Annotated in this window: 14 protein-coding genes and 1 pseudogene; 8 read left to right on the top strand and 7 right to left on the bottom strand. The window is 69.7% G+C overall.

Annotation, left to right across the window (positions count from 1 at the left end):
- Positions 1-502 (top strand): annotated as a pseudogene (locus tag IE226_RS42275) (2-oxoacid:ferredoxin oxidoreductase subunit beta); the annotation flags it as partial.
- Positions 503-548: 46 nt separating this feature from the next.
- Here the strand turns inward: IE226_RS42275 and IE226_RS42270 are convergent.
- The gene (locus tag IE226_RS42270) at positions 549-926 is read right to left on the bottom strand and encodes a winged helix-turn-helix transcriptional regulator (RefSeq protein ID WP_190086856.1); all 378 of its coding nucleotides are present in this window, start codon (positions 924-926) and stop codon (positions 549-551) included.
- A gap of 127 nt (positions 927-1053) precedes the next feature.
- Between IE226_RS42270 and IE226_RS42265 the strand changes: the two genes are divergently transcribed.
- The 4 genes from IE226_RS42265 (at position 1054) to IE226_RS42250 (ending at position 5040) form a co-directional block, all read left to right on the top strand.
- Entirely contained in the window at positions 1054-1914 is an 861-nt protein-coding gene (locus IE226_RS42265; RefSeq protein WP_190086854.1) for an SDR family oxidoreductase, read from the top strand.
- A gap of 190 nt (positions 1915-2104) precedes the next feature.
- The gene (gene rarD, locus IE226_RS42260; RefSeq protein WP_229871945.1) at positions 2105-3124 is read left to right on the top strand and encodes an EamA family transporter RarD; all 1020 of its coding nucleotides are present in this window, start codon (positions 2105-2107) and stop codon (positions 3122-3124) included.
- A 178-nt stretch (positions 3125-3302) separates the two neighbouring features.
- A complete protein-coding gene (locus IE226_RS42255; RefSeq protein ID WP_190086852.1) occupies positions 3303-4244 on the top strand; it encodes a M28 family metallopeptidase in 942 nt (313 codons plus the stop codon).
- Positions 4245-4443: 199 nt separating this feature from the next.
- Positions 4444-5040 carry a flavodoxin family protein gene (locus IE226_RS42250; protein WP_190086851.1) on the top strand — a complete coding sequence of 199 codons (597 nt, stop codon included), beginning with the start codon at positions 4444-4446 and terminating at the stop codon, positions 5038-5040.
- Between the two features lie 3 nt (positions 5041-5043).
- Here IE226_RS42250 and IE226_RS42245 read toward each other — a convergent pair whose 3' ends face one another.
- The 5 genes from IE226_RS42245 to IE226_RS42225 all read right to left on the bottom strand — a co-directional run bounded on the left by IE226_RS42245 (position 5044) and on the right by IE226_RS42225 (position 10835).
- Positions 5044-5940, bottom strand: a complete 897-nt coding sequence (locus tag IE226_RS42245) for an ABC transporter permease (RefSeq protein WP_190086850.1) — start codon at positions 5938-5940, stop codon at positions 5044-5046.
- The gene (locus IE226_RS42240) at positions 5927-6910 is read right to left on the bottom strand and encodes an ABC transporter ATP-binding protein (protein WP_190086849.1); all 984 of its coding nucleotides are present in this window, start codon (positions 6908-6910) and stop codon (positions 5927-5929) included. The genes IE226_RS42245 and IE226_RS42240 overlap by 14 nt, the downstream gene beginning before the upstream one ends.
- A 91-nt stretch (positions 6911-7001) precedes the next feature.
- Positions 7002-8321, bottom strand: a complete 1320-nt coding sequence (locus tag IE226_RS42235; RefSeq protein ID WP_190086848.1) for a LolA family protein — start codon at positions 8319-8321, stop codon at positions 7002-7004.
- Between the two features lie 304 nt (positions 8322-8625).
- Positions 8626-9642 carry a CHRD domain-containing protein gene (locus IE226_RS42230; RefSeq protein WP_190086847.1) on the bottom strand — a complete coding sequence of 339 codons (1017 nt, stop codon included), beginning with the start codon at positions 9640-9642 and terminating at the stop codon, positions 8626-8628.
- 182 nt (positions 9643-9824) lie between these two features.
- A complete protein-coding gene (locus IE226_RS42225; RefSeq protein WP_190086846.1) occupies positions 9825-10835 on the bottom strand; it encodes a polyprenyl synthetase family protein in 1011 nt (336 codons plus the stop codon).
- Positions 10836-11157: 322 nt separating this feature from the next.
- Here IE226_RS42225 and IE226_RS42220 point away from each other — a divergent pair, with 322 nt between their 5' ends.
- Both IE226_RS42220 and IE226_RS42215 read left to right on the top strand, forming a co-directional pair.
- Positions 11158-12681, top strand: a complete 1524-nt coding sequence (locus IE226_RS42220; RefSeq protein WP_190086845.1) for a peptide MFS transporter — start codon at positions 11158-11160, stop codon at positions 12679-12681.
- 37 nt (positions 12682-12718) lie between these two features.
- Positions 12719-14707, top strand: a complete 1989-nt coding sequence (locus IE226_RS42215) for a CocE/NonD family hydrolase (RefSeq protein WP_190086855.1) — start codon at positions 12719-12721, stop codon at positions 14705-14707.
- On the opposite strand, the gene IE226_RS42210 is transcribed toward IE226_RS42215, so the two are convergent.
- Positions 14704-15531: an HAD family hydrolase gene (locus IE226_RS42210; RefSeq protein ID WP_190086844.1), complete on the bottom strand. Its 828-nt coding sequence runs from the start codon at positions 15529-15531 to the stop codon at positions 14704-14706. The genes IE226_RS42215 and IE226_RS42210 overlap by 4 nt on opposite strands.
- A 167-nt stretch (positions 15532-15698) precedes the next feature.
- Between IE226_RS42210 and IE226_RS42205 the strand changes: the two genes are divergently transcribed.
- Positions 15699-16115, top strand: a complete 417-nt coding sequence (locus IE226_RS42205) for a hypothetical protein (protein WP_190086843.1) — start codon at positions 15699-15701, stop codon at positions 16113-16115.
- Positions 16116-16231 lie beyond the last annotated feature (116 nt).

The following is a 16231-nucleotide window of genomic DNA, read 5'->3' as shown; positions in this document are numbered from 1 at the left end:
GGACTCCGACCGCAAACACCTCACCAGCGTCCTGCGCGAGGCCGCCGAACACCCCGGCACCGCCCTGGTGGAGATCTACCAGAACTGCAACATCTTCAACGACGGCGCCTTCGAAGTACTGAAGGACAAGCAGCAGGCCGAGGAAGCGGTGATCCGCCTGGAACACGGGCAGCCGATCCGCTTCGGCCCCGACGGCTCCAAGGGCGTCGTACGCGACCCGGCGACAGGGGATCTCAAAGTCGTCCCGGTCACCCCGGAGACCGAGTCCCAGATCCTGGTCCACGACGCGCACTCCGCGTCCCCGACGACCGCCTTCGCGCTCTCCCGCCTCGCCGACCCCGACACCCTGCACCACACACCCATCGGGGTCTTCCGCAACGTCGAGCGGCCGGTCTACGACACCCTCATGTCCGACCAGCTCGACACCGCCATCGAGCAGAACGGCAAGGGCGACCTCGCCGCACTCCTCGCCGGCAACGACACCTGGACCGTCGCCGGCTAGCGCGTCGGCCACTCCTCCGAAGCCCGGTTCTGACCCCTCAGGGTCTTCAGGACCGGGTTTCGTCGTATGCCTTGCGGGACTCGCCGTGCGCCTTGCGGGATTCGTCGTACGCCTTGCGCGCTTCCTGTACGTCCGGGAGGCGCCGCTCGGTCCACTCGGCGAGCGTTCGGACCTGCTCGCCGATCTCGCGCCCGAGGTCGGTCAGTGAGTAGTCGACGCGCGGCGGGATCACCGGCTTGGCGTCGCGGTGTACGAGGCCGTCGCGCTCCAGGGTTTGCAGGGTCTGCGTCAGCATCTTCTCGCTGACCCGGCCGAGGGCCCGGCGCAGTTCGCTGAAGCGGTACGAGCGCTCGTCCAGGGCGATCAGGACGAGCACTCCCCAGCGGCTCGTGACGTGCTCCAGGACGAGGCGCTGGGGGCACATTCCCTCGTCCCCGAGGTTCCAGTTACTTACTGCCACGCCAGTACCTTACTTCAAAGTGGGTACTTTCCAATAGTTAGCGCCCGACGTAGGCTCACTGTCAGAACCACACCAAAGGGAGATTCCAGACATGAGCATCGTCGTCACCGGAGCCACCGGACACCTCGGCCGTCTCGTCATCGACGGGCTGCTCGACGCGCAGGTGCCCGCCGGGCAGATCGCCGCCGTCGTCCGCGACAAGGAGAAGGCCGCCGATCTCGCCGCGCGCGGCGTCGAACTGCGGATCGCGGACTACAGCGCGCCCGAGACCCTGGCCGGCGCCTTCGCCGCGGGTGACAGGGTCCTGCTGATCTCCGGCAGCGAGGTCGGGCAGCGCGTGCCGCAGCACGCGGCGGTGATCGACGCGGCCCGTGCGGCGGGCGTCGCGCTCCTCGCGTACACCGGTGTGCTCGGCGGGCCCGACGCCGACTTCGACCTCGCGGCCGAGCACAAGGAGACCGAGCGGCTCATCCTCGACTCCGGGCTTCCGTACACGTTCCTGCGCAACGGCTGGTACCACGAGAACTACACGGCCAACCTCGCCCCCGTCCTGGAGCACGGCGCCGTCGTCGCCTCCGCGGGCGAGGGCCGGGTCGCCTCGGCCTCGCGCGCCGACTACGCGGCCGCCGCCGTGGCCGTACTGACCGGTGAGGGCCACGAGGGCAAGACCTACGAGCTGAGCGGCGACGACGCGTGGAGCTTCGCCGAGTACGCCGCCGAGGTCTCCCGGCAGACCGGCAAGGACATCTCGTACGCGAACGTCCCCGCCGAGCAGAACCTCGCGATCCTGACCGGCGCCGGCCTCCCCGAGCAGCTCGCCGCGATCCTCGTCGACGTGGACTCGGCGATCGAGCGGGGGCTGCTCGCCGGTACGAGCGGTGACCTCGCACGGCTCATCGGCCGGCCGACGACGCCTGTCGCGGACGCGATCTCTGCCGCGCTCAAGGGCTGAGGCGGGCCTGGGGCGGGCCGGAGGCGGGCCTGAGGAACACCTGAGGCGGGGCCGAGGAGCACCTGAGGCGGGGCCGGGGCGGGCGAGACGGGGGTCATGACCGTTTTCGTGAGACGGGCATGACACGGGGGCGGCCGGACCGCTACCTTCTTGGAGGCAGCGTGGGGCTGCCTTGCACCAAGGAGGGGCCGTGGACGCTGCCGCAACCGAGCAGTCGAAGAGCGAGCAGCGCATAGGCCTGCTGAACGGCATCGCCGCCTACGGGATGTGGGGCCTCGTCCCCCTCTTCTGGCCGCTGCTCAAACCGGCCGGGGCGGGCGAGATCCTCGCGCACCGGATGGCCTGGTCCCTCGTCGTGGTCGGCATCGCGCTGCTCGTCGTGCGGCGCTGGGCCTGGGCGGGCGAGCTGCTCCGCCAGCCGCGCAAGCTGGGGCTCGTGACGGTCGCCGCGGCGGTCATCACGATCAACTGGGGCGTCTACATCTGGGCCGTGAACTCCGGCCACGTCGTGGAAGCCTCCCTCGGCTACTTCATCAACCCCCTGGTCACCATCGCGATGGGCGTCCTGCTCCTCGGCGAACGGCTGCGCCCCGTGCAGTGGACGGCCGTCGCCGTCGGCCTCGCGGCGGTCCTCGTCCTGGCCTTCGGGTACGGGCAGCCGCCGTGGATCTCGCTCTGCCTCGCCTTCTCCTTCGCCACGTACGGCCTGGCCAAGAAGAAGGTCGGGCTCAGCGGCCTGGAGTCGCTCGCCGCGGAGACCGCGATCCAGTTTTTGCCCGCGGTCGGGTTCATCGTGTGGCTCAGCGTGCAGGGCGATGCCACGTTCGGCGCGGAGGGCTTCGGGCAGGCGTCGCTCCTCGCGGCGACCGGCCTCGTCACCGCCATCCCCCTGGTCTGCTTCGGCGCCGCGGCGATTCGGGTGCCGCTGGCGACGCTGGGGATGCTGCAGTACCTCGCGCCGGTCTTCCAGTTCCTGCTCGGCATCCTGTACTTCCATGAGGCGATGCCGCCCGAGCGGTGGGCCGGGTTCGGGCTCGTCTGGCTGGCGTTGACCATGCTGACCTGGGACGCGGTGCGCTCGGCGCGAGTCAACGCGGGTCGGCTTGCCGCTGCGCGCGGGGCGTCGGCGGAGGTTGCGGCCGGCCCCGCCGCCGGGCGGGAAACAGAGCCGATGACTCCCGCTGCCGGGCGGGAGGGGTCCGCGGTCTGAGGGCGGAGACGCTGGGTGGTTGCGGCGCGGAACCCCGCGACCGATATGCGCTCTTGACGTGCGGTCAATCCCACCCGCACCATCAGGCACGCCAACCCCGCACGCCATAGCACCAATTGGCATTCGCGGAGTCGGCGTACCCCCCACAGCACAAGCAAACAGAAGACGGAGCCCCCACATGAAGCTCTCCGTTCCCGGACGCACCACGGCAGCCGCCGTCATAGCCGTCGCCGGACTCCTCACCACCAGCGCGATATCCTCGGCGGCCCCCTCCCCCACGGCGGCCGCCCCCGACATCTCCGTGGCCAACGTCCAGGCCCACCTCTCGGAGTTCCAGTCCATCGCCGCGTCCAACGGCGGCAACCGCGCCCACGGCAGCCCTGGCTACAAGGCCTCCGTCGACTACGTGAAGGGCAAGCTGGACGAGGCCGGATTCACCACCTCCCTGCAGGAGTTCACCTCCAACGGCAAGACCGGTTACAACCTCATCGCCGACTGGCCCGGCGGCGACGCCGACCAGGTCGTGATGGCGGGCTCGCACCTCGACAGCGTCGAATCGGGCCCCGGCATCAACGACAACGGCTCCGGTTCCGCCGCGATCCTGGAGACCGCCCTCACCGTGGCGCGCGAGCAGTACAAGCCCACCAAGCACCTGCGGTTCGCCTGGTGGGGCGCCGAGGAACTGGGGCTGGTCGGCTCCTCGCACTACGTCGACGAACTGCCCGCCGGCGAGCGCTCGAAGATCAAGGACTATCTGAACTTCGACATGATCGGCTCCCCGAACCCCGGTTACTTCGTCTACGACGACGACCCCACGATCGAGAAGACCTTCAAGGACTTCTACGGCGGCCTCGACCTCACCACCGAGCCCGACGAGGAGGGCGACGGCCGTTCGGACCACGCCCCGTTCAAGAACGCGGGCATCCCGGTCGGCGGTCTCTTCAGCGGCGCCGACTACGAGAAGACCGCCGAGCAGGCCCAGAAATGGGGCGGCACGGCCGGTGAGCCGTTCGACAAGTGCTACCACTCCGCGTGCGACACGGAGTCGAACGTCGACGGGACCGCCCTCGACAACAACAGCGATGCCGTGGCACACGCGGTGTGGGGGCTCTCCGCCTAGGCCGCCATCCGGGGCTGCCCCCTGAATAACCCCCTGGACGCAATTACCTGCGCATGCATATAGTGCATGCGCAGGTAATTGCACGGCGCTGCATGCATCGCGCTGCACGGCACCGCACGGCACCACGCGGCAGTCAGCGCACGCCACCGCAAAGCCCTGCACGGCCGTGCACCACCACGCCACAACCAGGGGGCCCACCATGACCCGCACGTTCCTCTTCCTGCTCGGCAGCGCCCGCCACGACGGCAACTCGGAGACGCTGGCCCGTAAGGCCGCCGAGCAGCTCCCCCCGGACGTAGAGCAGCGCTGGCTGCACCTCGCCGATCACCCGCTGCCCGACTTCGAGGACCTGCGCCACGACGGCAGCCGCCCCCGCGCCCGGCCCCGTCCGGCAGGCGACAACGAGGCCCTGCTCCTGGACGCCACCCTCGACGCCACGGACATCGTCATCGTGTCGCCCCTGTACTGGTACTCGCTGTCGGCCACCACCAAGCGCTACCTCGACTACTGGGACGCCTGGCTCGAGGTCCCGGAGATCGACTTCAAGAACACGATGAAGGACCGCGCCCTGTGGGGCGTGACGGCGCTCGCCCACCGCGAGGAGGAGGTCGCGGACCCGCTGATCAGCACGCTGAACCACGTCGCCGCCTTCTTCCCCCTGCGCTTCGGCGGCGTCCTGCTCGGCAACGGATCACGGCCCGGCAACGTGCTCGACGACACCGAGGCCCTCGCCCGCGCCAAGACGTTCTTCGCGCAAGAACCGCCGCTCGCCCGCTACCCGTACGACAAAGGCTGATGCTCAGGCAGTGATGTCCTTCGCCCCGAACCTCGCCCACGCCGCCGAGCCGAACAGCGCCGCGTACAGGCCCTGGAGGCCGAGGTTCTTGAGCAGCTCGTCCCAGTAGACGGGCTCGCGCATCAGGTCGGCGAAGGACAGCCAGTAGTGCGAGAAGAAGTACGGGTGAATGGCGTGCAGTTGAGGGATCTGGTCAAGAATCTGGATCGTGATGAGCAGGCCCACGGTCGTCGCCATCGCCGCGATGCCACTGCTGGTCAGCGTCGACACGAAGAGACCGAGCGCCGCCACGCCGATCAGTGACGCGGCGACCACGAGGGCGATGAGCAGGGCGCGCAGCAGCCCTTCGCCGAAGCCGATCCGGGTGCCGGAGATCGTGGTGACCTCGCCGAGCGGGAAGAGCAGTGCTCCGACGGTGAGCGCGGAGAGGGCCACGACGAGGGTCGCGACCAGGCAGAACGTCATCGTCGTCGCGTATTTGACGAGCAACAGGCGCGTCCGGCCCGCCGGGGCCACGAGCAGATAACGCAGCGTCCCGGCGCTGGACTCGCCCGCGATGGAGTCGCCCGCGACGACCCCGACCGCCATGGGCAGGAAGAAGGGGAGCGTCGCGGCGAGCGCGGTGAAGACGAGGAACAGGCCGTTGTTGGTGATCTGCGCGATGAACGCGGGGCCGCCCCCTTCACCGCCCCCGCCGAGCGTCGAACCGTCGCTGGTCTCGATCTTGACGGCGACGCCCACCAGGATCGGTACGGCGGCGAGCACACCGAGCAGGGCGAGCGTGCGCCAGCGCCGGAAGGTGATGCCCAGCTCGCTGCGGAAGAGCCCGAAGGTCCAGATCCGCCGCACTTCCCGTGGGCCGCTCGCCACGCGTACGTCGTCGACCTCAGCCCGCGACATCGAAGCCCTCCCCCGTCAGCGCCACGAACGCGTCCTCCAGCGAGGCCCGTTCGACGCCGAAGCCCCGCACCCTGACGCCCGCGCCGACCAGAGCGGCGTTCAGCTCCGCGAGGTCCCCGGGCGCCTGGGCCCCCTCCTCCGCACCCGGCGGTTCACCCGTCACGCGGTCCTCCGTCACGACGAGATCCGTCACGCCGAGTTCCTTCAGGACGCGGGCCGCTTCGCCCGTGTCCGGAGTCGTCACGGTCAGCCGCCCCCGCGCCCCGGCGGCCAGTTCGGCGACCGGCCCCTGGGTGATGAGGCGGCCCTGCGCCATCACCGCGGCATGCGTGCAGACCTGTTCGATCTCGTCCAGGAGGTGCGAGGAGAGGAAGACGGTCGTGCCCTCCGACGCCAACTCCCGCACCAGCGCCCGGATCTCGCGCATGCCCTGCGGATCGAGGCCGTTGGTCGGCTCGTCGAGCACGAGGAGCCTGCGCGGCTGGAGCAGCGCCGCCGCGAGACCGAGGCGCTGCTTCATGCCGAGTGAGTACGCCTTCGCCTTCTTGCCCGCGGCGGCCGTGAGACCCACCCGGTCCAGGGCTGATTCGGCACGGGCGCGGCGGGTGCGGGGATCGGCGGTCGGGTCGGCGGCGTCGTACCGCAGGAGGTTGTCGCGGCCGGACAGAAAGCCGTAGAGCGCCGGGCCCTCGATGAGCGCGCCCACGTGGGGGAGCACGGTGCGGATCTCGCGCGGCACGGGGCGGCCCAGGACGCTGGCCCGGCCCGAAGTCGGCTCGATCAGGCCCATCAGCATCCGGATGGTGGTCGTCTTGCCCGAGCCGTTGGGACCCAGGAACCCGAAGACGCTGCCCGCGGGGACGGTGAGGCTGAGCTGGTCCACGGCCAGCTGTTTGCCGTAGCGCTTGGTGAGGGCGGAGGTCTCGATGACACTCTCCGTCACTCTGCCGCCGGTGCTGGTATGCGGCACCCTGCCCTCCCCCGCTCGAAGTCGTGCCGACGGGCCCGCGGTGCCTGCCCGGCACCACGGACCCGCCGCTCAATCGTCCAGGCGCCGCACGCTACTTCGCCGCGGTCGCCGAGTTCGCCGCCTTCACCAGGGCGTCCTTCGTCACCGCGCCCGCATAGACCTTGCCGTCCTCGGTGATGAGGGCGTTGACCAGGCGCGTCTTGAAGACCGTGCCCGAACCGAACTCGCCCGACACCTGGTCGCCGAGCGAGTCGAGCAGCCGCTGCGCGTCCGGCGGTACATCGCCGGAGCCGGCCGTCGGAATGCCCTGGCCACCCGGCAGTTCGAGCTCGGCGATGGAGTTCCAGCCCTTGCCCATGACGTTCAGACCATTCAGGCCGTCGAGGCCGTCCCGATCCTGCCCGCCCTTGAACTCCTTGCCGCCGAAGTCCTTGCCGCCGTCCTTGAAGCCGTGCTCCCGCTCCCCGGACTTGGCGTCATCGGCCTCGGTCACCTTCGCGCCCTTGGGCGGCGTGAAGTCGAAGGTCGATGCGGCCGGCTTGCCGAAGTCGACCTTCGTGAAGCCCGCGTCGACGACAGCGCTGCCGCCGCCCGCCGGACTGAGCGTGAACTTCAGCGGCGTACCGGTCTTGGCGTCCACCGCGACCGTGATCTGGCCGACCGTGGAGCCGGCCTGCTTGGGCTTGATGACCAGGCGGTACGCGTCACGGCCCGCGACCTGCGCGGTGCCGTCCACCTTCACCGACGTCGTGTCGTCGACCGCCTTCAGGGCTTCCTCGGCCAGCTCCTTGGGCGTGGCGGGAACACCCTCGGGGAGGTTCTCCTTGCCGGAGTTATCGCCGGAGTCCTTGCCCTGCGCCTTCTCCCGCGCCTTGCCCTCGGTCTTCGAGTGGTACGCCTCGTTGGACTTGCTGTCGTAGGCCCATACGTCGTCGCCGTTGTGGATCAGGCTGTACTCGGCGGCGTCGTCGAGGACGGACAGCTTCTGCTTGTCGGGGCCGTCGGCGGCGACGCGCAGCGTGTGCGTGCCGGAGGCCAGCTCCATCAGCTTGGCCTGCGGGTCCGCGGCCGAGCCCTCGCCGTCACCGCCCTCGTCGCTCCCGCCGCCGCCACCCGGAGCGAAGCCGCCTGCCAGGTCGCCGCCGAAGGACGGGAGGCCGAGGTCGGTGCTGATCTTCACGTTGCCCGAGAGCTGCTGTGTGTCCGACGCGGCGATCTTCTCGATCAGTTCCTGCGCGGTGACATCGGGCAGGTCGGGGTCGCCCGACGTGGCGAGCGCCGGTACGAGACCGATGGTCGCCGCCGCCACCCCCGCCACCGCGACGGGGACCACGTAACGCGCCGCCTTTCTGCGGCCTGCGCGCGGTCCACCGCTCTCGCTGGTGTTCTGCTCCGGTTCGTACGGTGCCATTGTGTGCCCTACCTCCGTGGTCGGCGGCGGCCTTCCCAGTACGTGCGTGCGTCCACCCTGTGCCGCCATTCTCACCCGAATAGGTCAGGAGTGGTTGTTCTTGCCGGACCTTGCTGATGTCCATACGACCAAATCGGCCAGCCAGAAGCGTCAGACCCCGGGTGCAACTCCACGTACTGCTCTGGGATGACACAGACGGGCGGCGCCTCCCCCGACCCGTAGGGGAGACGCCGCTTCAACCCTGATCAGCCCCGAGGGACTGCGGGATTGAGGGACTGCGGAACTGAGGAACCGAGGGACCGCCTCAGCGCTGCACGAACACGTAGTCCGCCTTGTACGGCACCTTCGCGATGGCGCCGGGCTCGCAGTCACCCGCCGGTGCGACCCCGCCCACGGTGTTCAGGCGCAGGATCTCCGCGGTGCGCGCGAGCAGCCCGTACGGCTTGCCGGTCTGGGTTGCCTCCAGGTCGAGTTCGGGGATGTTCGTGTCCCCGTTCGGGGTCCTGGAGATCAGCTTGCCGGTGACCTGGCTGCGGTCGGGGGCGGTCCAGCGCGGGGTGCCCGAGTTGGGGGCGACGAAGTCGTGCGCGATGTTGCCGCCGAGCCGCGCGCGCACGTCACGCTGCGCGAACGCGGACTTACCGGATCCGTCGTCGGCCTTCTTGCACTCGTAGATCTGCTCGCCCTTGATGACCGAGGCCTGGAAGTTGGCCGCCGCGTGGCGGAAGTCGACGTCCTTGGTCACCTTGTGGAGCTGGCCGCGGACCGCGCCGCCGGGGAACTCGGCGGTGTGCAGGTTCGCGTAGAAGCTGCCCGGGTTCGCCTTCAGCTGTTCGAGCAGCGCCGCGTCGGCGACCTTGACCGTGCCGGTGACGCGGTTGCCCTTGCTCTTGCCGAGCAGCTTCGTGAACTCGATCTTGATGCCGCCGTTGGTGCCCTTGACGCCCTGGTGGATGTGGAGCCCGGTCGGCTTGCCGGTGCCGCGCCACTTGACGGTGACGGCCACCTTGTCCCCCTTGACCTGGACGAACTCCAGTGCCCGCCCGTCCTTGTCGCCGACCGCGGGCCCGCCCGGCGCCGGCACCTCGTTCGCGCCGTTCATGCTCGCCGCGAAGACGGAGCCGCCGGTGGAGCTGCTGCCGGTGGAACCACTGGTCGTGGAGCTGGAGGTAGAGCTGCCGGTGGAGCCGTGGCTCGTGTCGTGCGCGAGCGCGGACGGCGCCGAGACCGCCACCCCGCCCGCCGCTGCGACGGCCACACCCGTGGCGAGCAGAGCCCGGCGGCGGTTCGCGAAAGTACCTGAGCTGCCAGAAGTACCCATGATCAGAAATCTCCCCGTATTCGAGCCGACACCCCCTGCGTCGGCTTCCGGGCATAGGTACGGAATAGATCTGATCCTGGACTCAATCCATCACGAAGTGGAGGCGTGACGTAGGTCACACCCCCAAAAGCCCTCCGTCGAACACCGGCGGGAATTGGACCGCTCAGCCCGGCTCGCCCGGCTCAACCCGCCCGGTGCACCACCAGGTCGCAGAGCTCGACGAGCGACGTCTTCGCGTCGCAGTCCCGCAGCGGCGCGAGCGTGTCCCGCGCCTCCTCCGCGAACCGCACGGTGTCCTTGCGCGCCTGCTCCAGGGCCGGGTGGGCCCGCAGCCGCGCCAGCGCCTCCGCGTGCCGCGCGTCGTCCGTCAGGTCGGAGTCGAGGAGCTCGCTCAGGGCGATGTCCTCGGGCAGACCGAGCTTCTCCACCCGCTCACGCAGGCGCAGGACCGGAAGGGTGGGGATGCCTTCACGGAGGTCCGTGCCCGGCGTCTTGCCGGACTCGTGCGAGTCGGACGCGATGTCGAGGACGTCGTCGGCGAGCTGGAAGGCGACGCCGAGCCGCTCCCCGTACTGCGTCAGGACGTCCACGACGGTCTCGTCGGCGCCCGACATCATGGCGCCGAACCGGCACGCCACGGCGACGAGCGAGCCGGTCTTGCCGCCGAGCACGTCGAGGTAGTGATCGATCGGGTCGCGGCCCTCCGTCGGCCCCGCCGTCTCCAGGATCTGACCGGTGACCAGGCGTTCGAACGCCTCCGCCTGGATGCGGACGGCGTCCGGACCGAGGTCGGCCAGGATGTACGAGGCGCGGGCGAAGAGGAAGTCGCCGGTGAGCACGGCGACGGAGTTGCCCCAGCGCTGGTTGGCGCTTTCGACGCCGCGGCGCACGTCCGCCTCGTCCATCACGTCGTCGTGATAGAGCGTCGCGAGGTGCGTGAGCTCGACGACGACGGCGGACGGCACGACGCCCGGTGCGTACGGATCGCCGAACTGCGAGGCGAGCATCACGAGGAGCGGCCTGAACCGCTTGCCGCCCGCGCGCACCAGATGTTGCGCGGCCTCCGTGATGAAGGGGACCCCGCTTTTGGTGGCGTCGAGCAGACCTTCCTCGACGGCCGCCAATCCGGCCTGGACATCGGCTTCGAGAGCCTGGTCCCGCACGCTGAGGCCGAAGGGCCCGACGACGGTCACGAGGGGTTCTCCTGTCTGCTGACGATCACAAGTCGGTCACTCGCTGGATCACTCGGTCGATCATCACTCGGTCGATCTTTGCGCGATGGCGGGGTCGATGACACGGTTTGTCGATGTGTCGCTGCCATCACACAAGTCAGCGTATCCGGTCGCCTTTCGATCACAGTGGGCACCCGCCTGTGCAATGCCGCCCAGGCGGCGTGCGATGACCACCGGTATGTTCTTGATCAGCTGATACGACCCAGAAGACCCGATCGCCCCACTGGCGACGGAATAAGTCCCGCCCGTCCCAGAGACAACTGAGTTACCGGGAGCACAACCTTTGTCCCGCACCGAGGCCGACGCCGAACCGCCCGCAAAGCCGCCGACGGAGCCGACGGAGCCGCCGCCCGGCGACGACCACGCGTTCTTCGGGCAGCCCCGCGGTCTGCTCACCCTGTCCGGCCTGGAGGTCTGGGAGCGCTTCTCGTTCCTCGGCATGCAGGCCATCCTCGTCCTGTACTTCGCTGACTCCGTCGGAGACGACGGAATGGGCATGGATTCCGGAACCGCCGCTTCGGTTTCGGCGGCGTACGGAACGCTCGTCTACCTGGTCTCGGTGGCGGGCGGCTGGCTCGCCGACCGCATCCTCGGCTCGTACCGCGCGGTCCTGTGGGGCGGCATCCTCATCGCCTGCGGCCACTACTCGATGGCGATCCCGACGGCGACGATGACCTGGGTGGGCCTCGGCCTGATCAGCGCGGGCACCGGCCTCCTGAAGCCGAACGTCGCCTCGATGGTCGGCAAGCTCTACCGCACGGACGACGAGCGGCGCGACGCGGGCTTCGCGCTGTACTACATGGGCATCAACATCGGCGCCTTCGCGGGCCCGCTCATCACCGGCTGGCTCGGCGACCACAAGGGCTGGCACTGGGGCTTCTCGGCGGCCGCCATCGGCATGACCTTCGGCCTGGTCCAGTACGTCCTGGGCCGCCGTCACCTGGCAGGACGCAAGGCGGCGGCCGAATTCGCGCTGCCCGGGGACGCGATGCGCCGGGCGGTCGTCCTGATCGTCGCGGGCATCGTCGCCTTCGCCGCCCTCGCGGGTGTCCTCGCCGGCGTCGGCTGGCTGACGATGGACCGCTTCGTCGACCTGCTCACCGTCGTCTCGGTGATCGCGCCGATCGTCTACTTCGCGGTCATGTTCCGCAGCCCGCGCGTGAGCGCCGGGGAACGCGGACGCCTGCGACCGTACGTGGTCCTCTTCCTCGCCTCGGTCGTCTTCAACTTCATCCTCTTCCAGGCCTACTCGACAATGATCCTGCTGGCGTCGACGAACGCCGAGACGTCGATCCTCGGCTTCACCTTCCCCGCCAGTTGGTACGCCTCCGCGCTCGGCGCGTTCGAGGTCGCGCTCGCCCCCGTCGTGGCCGCGGTCTGGGCCCGGATGGGCCGCCGCCAGCCGCACGCCTCCAACAAGATCGCGTTCGGCGTGATCCTGGGCGGTCTCTCGTTCATCCTGATGGTCCTGCCGACCTCGGGTCACGGCGACGGCACGTACAAGATGGCGGTCTGGTGGATCGTCGGCTCCTACCTGCTGCTCGGCCTCGGCGACATCCTCGTGGAGACCTCCGGCATGTCGGCCACGACGAAGCTCGCCCCGCAGGCCTTCGCCAGCCAGACCATGGCCCTCTGGTTCCTCTCGCTCGCCCTCGCCAACGGCATCCAGGCACAGGTCGTGAAGCTCTACGGAGAAGTCTCCAACCCGGCGTACTTCGGCGTGAACGGAGCCATCGCGGTGGCCGCCGGCGCCGCCGTCATCCTGCTCGCACCGTGGCTCCGCCGCACCATGCACCCCGTCCACTGAGGACACCGAGGTTCCCCCCATGCAGACCAAGCAGACCATGCAGATTCGCTCCTCCTTCCCGTACGAGACCACGCGCGAGGACGTCCGGGTACCCCTCCCGGACGGGACCAAGCTGTACGCGCGCATCTGGCGCCCGGTGACGGACGAACCCGTCCCCGTGCTCCTGGAGTACCTCCCCTACCGCCTGAGCGACTGGACGGCGCCGCGCGACTTCCAGCGCCACCCCTGGTACGCGGGCCACGGCTACGCCTCCGTGCGTGTGGACGTGCGGGGACACGGCAACTCGGAGGGCATGCCGACCGACGAGTACTCCCAGGTCGAGCTTGCCGACGGCGTGGAGGTCGTCAACTGGCTCGCCGCGCAGCCCTGGTGCACCGGCAAGGTCGGTATGTTCGGCATCTCCTGGGGCGGCTTCAACTCCCTCCAGATCGCGGCCCTCGCGCCCGAGCCGCTCAAGGCGATCGTCACGGTCTGCTCCGCGGACGACCGTTATGACAACGACGTGCACTACATGGGTGGTTCCGTCCTGGCGGTGGACATGCACGCGTGGGCGTCGACGATGCTGGCCTTCGTCTCCCGCCCGCCGGACCCGCTCTTCGTGGGCGACCGCTGGCGGGACATGTGGCTCAGCCGCCTCGAAGCCGTGGACCCCTTCATCCACACCTGGCTCGACCACCAGACCCGCGACGCCTACTGGCGGCACGGCAGCGTCTGCGAGGACTACTCGGCGATCGGCGCGGCCGTACTCGCGGTGGGCGGCTTCCACGACCCCTACCGGGACACGGTTCTGCGCCTGGTCGAGCATCTGCCGGGTGACGTACGGGGATTGATCGGCCCGTGGTCGCACCAGTACCCGGACCGCGGTCTGCCGCCGGGCCCTGCGATCGGCTTCCTCCAGGAGACCCTGCGCTGGTGGGACTACCACCTCAAGGGCATCGACACCGGCGTCATGGCGGAACCGAAGCTCCGCTCCTGGATCAGCGACTCGCACCCGCCTGCGACGGTGTACGCCGAGCTGCCGGGCGGCTGGGTCGGCGACCCCTCCTGGCCGTCCCCGAACGTCACCCCGACCGCGTACGCCCTCCAGGGCACGCCCATGCTGGTCAACTCCCCCCAGCACACGGGCCTGGACGCGGGCCGCTACTTCCCCTTCGGCAACGACGCCGACCTGCCGCCGGACCAGCGGGACGAGGACGCGAAGTCGGCGTGCTTCGAGTTCGAGGTGCCCTCGGCCGTACGCGTCCTGGGCCGCCCCAAGGTGTCCCTGCGGCTGACGATGGACGCCCCCTCCGGCCAGGCGATCGCACGCGTGTGCGATGTGGCCCCGGACGGTTCGTCGACGCTGGTCACGCGGGGCGTCCTGAACCTCTCATCGCGCAACGGCCGGGACCGCGTGGACCCGTGGCCGGTGGGCGGCACCGAGGACGTGACCTTCGAGCTGAACGCGATCGGCCACACCTTCCCGCCGGGCCACCGCATCCGGCTCGCGGTGTCGTCGGCGTACTGGCCGTGGATCTGGCCGCAGGCGGACTCGGCCGGCTTCACCCTCGACCCGGCGGGCAGCGCGCTTGAACTCCCGGTACGGGCGGGCGACCTGGACCCCTCGATCACCTTCGAGGCTCCCGAGCAGTCGGAGCCGCTCGGGGTGGTGTACCCGGCGACGCTCGACGAGCTGCGCCCCGAGCGCCTGGTCGTACGCGATGTGGCGAAGGGCGAATGGCGCCTGGAGGTGGACCCGCGCTATGGCGGTACGCGGGTCTACCCCGACGGCCTCGAATTCACCGAGGACGCGCTGGAGGCGTACACGATCAACGAGTCCGACCCCCTCAGCGCCCACACCCGCTCCGACTGGACGATCCGCCTGCACCGCCCCGAGCTGGCATGGGACGTGTCGATCCAGACCCGCTCGGAGATCACGTGCGACGCGGCGGACTTCATCACGTCGAACGAGGTGGTGTGCAGGGACGGCGAGGAAGTCGTCTTCCACCGCACATGGGAGAAGCGCATCCCGCGAACGGCGGGCTAGAGCTGCACTTCTCCGGCGTCGCCGAACAACCGCTCAAGGACGACGGCCACCCCATCATCCTCATTCGACGAAGTCACCTCGTCGGCAGCCGACTTGAGGTCGGGGTGGGCGTTGCCCATGGCGACACCGCGGGCCGCCCACACGAACATCGGCACGTCATTGGGCATGTCCCCGAAGGCGATGGTGTTCTCGGCCGCCATCCCGAGCCGCTCGGCGGCCAGGGCGAGCCCGGTCGCCTTGGTCACGCCGCGCGGCTGGAGCTCGACGGTGCCGGGCCCGGACATGGTGACGGTGGCGAGCGGCCCGACGGCATCGCGGGCGACGGCGGCCAACTCGTCGTCGGTGAGGTCGGGATGGCGCAGAAGCACCTTGCTGATGGGCTCGGCCCAGAGCGCGTCACGCCGCTGCACCCGCACGGCGGGCAGGGTGGGATGCGGCATCAGATACCCCGGCTCGATGAGGGTGAGCCCGTCCACTCCGTCCTGGTCCACGGCCGCGTAGACCTGCCCGATCTCCGCCTCGATCTTGCCGAGCGCGGCCTCGGCGAGCTCGCGGTCGAGCGTCACGGACCAGAGGATGCGGTCGGCTCCGGCGTCGTACAACTGCGCCCCCTGCCCGCATACCGCGAGGCCGCCGCCCCCCAGATCGTCGAGAAGGGGCTTCACCCGCGGTGCGGGCCGACCGGTCACCACCAGGTGGTGCGCCCCCGCGGCGGCGGCCGCCGCAAGCACGGCCAACGACCGGTCGGAGACGGTGTCGTCACCGCGCAGCAGCGTTCCGTCCAGGTCAGTGGCGATAAGGGAATATGCGAGGGGTGCAGCCATGATCCAGAGAATACGGATCCCGGGCGATGCTGAAAGCGGTGTGACGACAGCTGTGACGCGCCGTAGTGCGCTGGTCGCACTACCGGCGCTCGCCGGATTCACCGAGACGTGTCTGCACGAACCGTCCCTAAGGTCATACTTGCCGCGCCCTTGACCCGGAGGTTGACATGCCGCACGAGTTCCTCGCGCCTCTGAGCGACACCATGCTGGAGTACTACCGCGACATGGCGGACGTCATGGTGGAGCTGTTCGACATGCCCCGGGCGGAGGCCGTCGCCAGGATCAACGAGCGGTACACGCCGGCGGACGCCGAGGCACCGGAGCACGAGATCATGGGCCACGAGCTCCCCGAATTCTGGGCGTACGGGCTCTACTACAAGCCCGACGCCAAGGGCCGCCTCCCCACGGGCGATACGGACGCCGACGCGGACATCGACTTCACCGCACTGGAGCGCCGGCCCGCACCACCGAAGGACTCGCCGACCTGGACGTACGCATCGGGTACGCCGTACGCATCCGGTATGACGTACGCATCCGGTAATGAAACTCCCTCCGCCACCCCTCCCCACCTGCGCGCCCAGTAACTTTGCTCTTTGCACGAAGTGGCTGTTGACGGACGCGTGACGGGGGTTGCGGTATGGCGGGGAATCGTCCGGCGGATTGGCATGTCCTGGACCTGGACAAGGACCCGACGCCGGGT

Origin of the sequence: Streptomyces longisporoflavus (assembly GCF_014649775.1) — a bacterium.
GTDB lineage: Bacteria > Actinomycetota > Actinomycetes > Streptomycetales > Streptomycetaceae > Streptomyces > Streptomyces longisporoflavus.
This window is presented reverse-complemented; position numbering and strand designations above follow the sequence as displayed.